The organism is Aquibacillus albus, assembly GCF_016908325.1.
GTDB lineage: Bacteria > Bacillota > Bacilli > Bacillales > Amphibacillaceae > Aquibacillus_A > Aquibacillus_A albus.
In genome coordinates this window covers 1-5,419 of the sequence record NZ_JAFBDR010000049.1, presented here as the reverse complement: position 1 = coordinate 5,419, position 5,419 = coordinate 1, and the positions used below count along the sequence as shown (strand labels likewise).

Below are 5,419 nucleotides of genomic sequence, written 5' to 3'. Positions count from 1 at the left end.
GATATACCAAAAAAGGTATTCAAGTCGATTTTTGTGGTGATTTGGAAAATTCAAGCGCTTTTTGACCTATTTTTGCGATGTTTTTATGATAACTTCATCGATTTACATATATTGGTATCTTAGCTTGATGACATTGGGGTCAGACCCCTCTTTAAAAAATTGTCGATTTATTTTGAAATTTTGACAATAGAGTAGTAAATTAGTAGTAGCCCTTTTTCTATTTTAGTTATTGATAGTTTTAGGACTAAACAATATAGAGAAAAGCAAATACTAGAGGAGGAAACAGCAATGAATCAAATAAAAGGGGTATTAATTGGGGTATTATTCATTATTTTATTAGCTGCATGTTCAAATAATGCTAGTGGGGATTCATCATCGAAGCGTATTTCCATTTTAACGCCTTATCTATCATCTGTTACGACGAAGCAAATGGTTGATGAACTGGAACAACAAGCAGAGGATAAAGGTTGGGAATCAAATGTTATTGACACTTCAGGGGATGTTGGTGCTTTAGCTTCAAGAATGGAAGATGTTATAGCTTCCAATACCGATGCAATTGTGATAGTGAGCACAGACCCTAATCAACTTCAGGCACAAATTCAACATGCTGATGAAAAGGGGATTCCTGTTTTTGGTACCGATTCTAGCTACATTGAAGGGATGACATTAAATGCAACGAGCGATAACGAAGCGATGTCGAAAATGATTACAGAGCATTTGTTTGAATTGATGGGAGGAGAAGGCAATTTAATCGTGCTTACTCACCGCCCACATCCAGGGGTACTATTAAGAACAGAAACACTTGATGAAATGCTGAAGGACTATCCAGATATAAATGTGATTACGGAGCAGGAAGTTGCAGTACCTGGGCCAATTGAAAATGCACGTCAACAAATGGAAAATTTATTATTGGCTAACCAAGAAGAAGGATCGATTACAGCTGTTTGGGCCGGATGGGATGAACCAGCGATTGGCGCAGCACAAGCAATTTCTGCTGAAGATAGAGAGGGTATCATCGTTACTGGAATCGATGGAAACAGCCAAGCGGTAGAACTTATCGAAGAAGATTCTCCTTTAAAAGCGACGGTAAAACAAAATTTCATGGGGATGTCCGAAATTGTTATCGAGGAAATGGAGAAGCTGTTTAATGGAGAAGAGGTTGATGGAACAGAGTTATATGCACCGGCAGAGTTAATAACGGCAGAATAAAGCCTTAAGGATGAACACATATGGAATTATTAACAATGAAAAACATTAGTAAAGTATTTGGAGGCAATCAAGCATTAGACTCTATATACCTATCTATTAATCCAGGAGAAGTTCATGCTTTAGTAGGTGAAAATGGTGCTGGAAAATCAACATTGATAAAAATTATGACCGGTGTTTACCAGCCTACTTCCGGAAGAATTCTTTGGGAAGGAAGACCGGTTGACGTATCAACACCGAAAGAAGCGCAAACCTTAGGTATAACTGCTATCCATCAGGATCGACAGCTTGTCCCGCACTTTAATGGCTTAGAAAATCTATTTTTAAATAAAAAATATCCATTGAAAAGAAATAGGATACAGATAGATTGGAAAAAAATGAAACAAGAAGCGGAAGCTCTGAAGAACAGCTGGGGGATTGATATTCCCCTAGATGTTCCTGTCTCTGATATGACGCCGTCTGAGCGAACGCTGCTAGAAATATTAAGAGCGATGGATGCCGAATCTCGCATACTCATTTTAGATGAGCCAACAGCTTCATTATCGGATAAAGAATCGCAGCTGTTATTTTCATTTATAGAACGATTGCGAAGTCAAGGTGTAGCCATTATTTACATTTCTCACCGTTTAGAGGAAGTTATTCGTATTTCTGACAGAGTCACAGTTTTAACAGCTGGTAAGTTAATAACGACTTTGACGAAAGATCAACTTTCAAAAGAAGTGATTATTCATCATATGACGGACGGTAAAGCCTTAAATCATAAGAAAAAAATTTCGTCAGATCAGCCTAAAAAAAGGACTCTATTTCAGGTAGAAAATCTTCGGACGAAGGACGGCCGTGTTAAACAAGCGAATTTTTCTCTCTATTCAAATGAAATACTTGGGGTGTATGGGTTAGCTGGATCAGGAAGAACTGAAACGTTAGAATCAATTTTTGGATTAAGGCCGATGAAAACAGATGCATTTTACCTGAAAGGGGAAGCAATCACAAAGCCTAATCCGACTATGATGATTGAAAATGGAATGGTGATGATTTCTGAAAATCGTCATGAGGAAGGCCTGATTATGGGGAATAGTATTATCCATAATATGACACTTCCTATTATTAACAGCATTTCTAATAGAGGAAAAATGCAAAGAAACAAGGAACAAAATATAGTAGATAAGGAAATGAATCGATTCAACGTAAAGGCTACAAGTGCTAATCAAACAGTTTCAGAGCTAAGTGGTGGCAATCAACAAAAAGTTGTTCTTGGTAAGGCTTTATTATCGAATCCAGATATCTATCTGTGTGATGAGCCTACCCAAGCAGTTGATATTATGACTCGTTCCGAAATTCATTCTTTTTTACACCAGCAAGCAGAGTTAGGGAAAGGCATAGTTTTTGTTTCATCGGATTTGAATGAAATTCTTGAGGTAAGTGATCGAGTCCTGTTATTCAGTGAGGGAGAAACAGTTGCTGAACTAGAAAACAAACAATTAAGTCCAAGTCAGATTTTGAATATTTGCTATCATTATAATAGGACGGAAGGAGTTTCGGAATGAGCTTGATGACAGATCTCAGACAAAAATCCAACTTCAGCAAGAATATGGTCAGCTCTTATGGTACGATTATTGCCGGTATTGGCATTATCATTGTTTTTATGATGATGAGTCCAAACTCCTTTGCAACATTGGATAATTTGATTAACATTACACGGCAAATTTCCTTTTTAGTTATCATCGCAGTAGGTGCTACTTTGGTGATGTCTGTCAAAGAGTTTGATCTTTCGATAGGAGCGATGGCCAGTTTTGGTGGTGTTGTTTCCGCACAATTAGCTGCTACGGGTAGTCCGATTTTTATATGCATACTCGCACCTATCGTATTTGGGTTTGGAATTGGCATGATCAATGGACTTATCATTACACATTTTAAAGTAATCTCTTTTGTGACGACTTTGGCGATGGGGACTGTGATAGGTGGTGTGACGTTTTGGCTAACAGGTGGTTCGACGGTCTTTGAAAATATTCCGGCTGCTTTTCAATTTATTGGTCAAACAAAATTGGGAGTTATTCCACTACTATCCATCATTATGATCAAAACGGTTTTTATTTTTTGGTATATGATGTCCAACATGTCTTTAGGCAGAAGATTTTACGCAATTGGTGGAAATGAAAAAGCCTCCGAAATTTCCGGTATTCATATTAAGCGTTATAAGACAATTGCATTTGCTTTATCTGGAATGCTAGCGGCTTTTACGGGAGCATTGCTTGCTTCTCGTTTAGGTTCCGCTCACCCTACAGGTGGGGATGGATTTTTTCTTCCAGCCTATGCAGCAGTATTTTTAGGGATGACTGTGATTAGAAGTGGAGTTCCGAATATAATAGGTACACTTTATGGAGCAGTCGTTTTAGGTGTCCTTGCGAATGGCTTAACGATTTTACAGGTTCCTTCTTATATGCAGGATGTGATAACAGGAATTATCATTATTGTGGCATTAATTATTCAAAAATTAGGCAGGACATCATAACGGGTATCTGGTTAAAGTTGTAAGGAGAAAGGAGGAGTAATCCTGGAATATGTTGCTATTTTTGATATTGGAACAAGTGCAGTTAAAGGAGTATTAATTAATCAACAAGCAGAAATCAAAGGAGAATATTCTGTTCCAGTGACAACCCATTTTGGTGAAAATAGAGAAGTAGAACAAAACCCAACCGAGTGGTGGCAAGCTGTAAAAAAAATTGCTCAAACATGGTGGAATGACTTATCCATCGATCCAAAACAAGTGTCGATGATTTCCTTTTCCGGGCAAATGGAGGATGTCATCCCTGTCTCGAAGAACAATCAGAAACACCGTGCGATATTATATTCAGATACGCGTGCGAAGGGAGAGGCTGTTTTTTTACATGAAAAATTTCCTGAACTGACAAAGAAAACTGGAAACTCTATAAAGCCTTCGTCACCAATAGCAAAATTATTGTGGCTAGAAAAGTATAAGAAAAATTTGTACGAAGATACTTTATGTTTTTTATTTAATGCCAAGGATTTTATTATTTATCAATTAACCAACAAGTTCGTAACAGATCCGATTGCAGGAGCGACAACAGGTATGATGAATTTATTGGAACGCCAGTGGGTGTGGGATTTGTTAGAGAAGATTGGCATTGATTTAGATAAACTTCCTAATTTATGTCAGCCTGAAGAGATAGTTGGATATGTCTCTGCACATGCTTCAGCAGAAACAGGGTTCTCTGAATCGACTCCGGTTTTGTGTGGAAGCGGTGATGCTGGTGCATCCACTATTGGTGCGGGTGCAGTAAAAGAGGGAGACAGTTACTTTTATATTGGAACTACTGGTTGGGTAGCAGTGGTAAAGGAGCAGGAAGATCTAGAGTCTAGTATGAATGGCGTTTTTCACTTAGCACATTTGCCGCAAAAATCAACGATTACGATTGCTCCGCTTTTAAATGTAGGGAATGTTCATCATTGGGCAGTAGAAACATTCATAGGAAGTGCAGAGAGCGATGCCAGTTTCGTTGCATACGAAGAATTGATAAATGATGCCAGTCCAGGAAGTAACGGTGTATTATTTTTACCTTATCTGAATGGTGAGCGAAATCCAATTAGTGACTCAGAAGCAAGAGGAGCATTTTGGGGAATTGGTCCAAATACGAAGAAGAGCGACTTTACCAGAGCTGTGATTGAGGGAATCTGTTTTTCTCTAAAACAATTAATTGAATTATTGGATATTGATGAAAGCAAATCAATCACATTAATTGGTGGTGGTGCTAAAAGTGCTTCCTGGTGCCAAATATTAGCGGATTGTATCGGAGTTCCAGTTCGAGTTCCAGCTGAAAGTGAATTTATGCCTGCGATTGGTGCTGCTTCAAGTGGATTTATTCGGCTAGGATGGGTGAAAGATTATCAGGAGTTTTCCGACCGCTTTATAACGACAAATGATGCAAAAGTCTATAGACCAGATGATGAAAACTATAACTTGTATCAAATAATGTATCAGCAATACGTTAAATTGTACCCTAGTTTAACAGAGATTTATCGATAGGAAAATATATGTTGAAGTCCTACTTACCAAGTAGGACTTTTTTTATTATTTAAAAGCCTTCAATAAAAAGGGGTCTGTAAGCGTACCCCTGTCAAGTAGACACATAAGGTTTGGGGTCATGCTGCCAATTTGTTTTTATATTGAACTGGAGCTGATCCTAAGCCTTTTTGT

At 38.1% G+C, this 5,419-nt stretch carries 4 protein-coding genes; all 4 read left to right on the top strand.

All coding sequences use genetic code 11. The features are described from left to right. The first annotated feature begins 288 nt into the window (after positions 1 to 288). From JOC48_RS21090 to JOC48_RS21075, 4 genes are read left to right on the top strand one after another with little or no spacing between them, the layout of a single operon-like run. The gene (locus JOC48_RS21090) at positions 289 to 1,209 is read left to right on the top strand and encodes a sugar ABC transporter substrate-binding protein (protein ID WP_204502388.1); all 921 of its coding nucleotides are present in this window, start codon (positions 289 to 291) and stop codon (positions 1,207 to 1,209) included. A 20-nt stretch (positions 1,210 to 1,229) separates the two neighbouring features. Next, complete coding sequence (locus JOC48_RS21085) at positions 1,230 to 2,750, top strand: sugar ABC transporter ATP-binding protein (protein WP_204502386.1); 1,521 nt, start codon at positions 1,230 to 1,232, stop codon at positions 2,748 to 2,750. Then, positions 2,747 to 3,715, top strand: a complete 969-nt coding sequence (locus tag JOC48_RS21080) for an ABC transporter permease (protein WP_204502385.1) — start codon at positions 2,747 to 2,749, stop codon at positions 3,713 to 3,715. Before JOC48_RS21085 ends, JOC48_RS21080 begins: the two co-directional genes overlap by 4 nt. A 39-nt stretch (positions 3,716 to 3,754) precedes the next feature. Continuing rightward, positions 3,755 to 5,248, top strand: a complete 1,494-nt coding sequence (locus tag JOC48_RS21075) for a xylulokinase (RefSeq protein WP_338024362.1) — start codon at positions 3,755 to 3,757, stop codon at positions 5,246 to 5,248. Positions 5,249 to 5,419: the final 171 nt, after the last annotated feature.

Bases quoted from the DNA above. Each gene is read 5' to 3' on its own strand.
- JOC48_RS21090 (WP_204502388.1), top strand. From the start codon at position 289: ATGAATCAAATAAAAGGGGTATTAATTGGGGTATTATTCATTATTTTA.
- JOC48_RS21085 (WP_204502386.1), top strand. From the start codon at position 1,230: ATGGAATTATTAACAATGAAAAACATTAGTAAAGTATTTGGAGGCAAT.
- JOC48_RS21080 (WP_204502385.1), top strand. From the start codon at position 2,747: ATGAGCTTGATGACAGATCTCAGACAAAAATCCAACTTCAGCAAGAAT.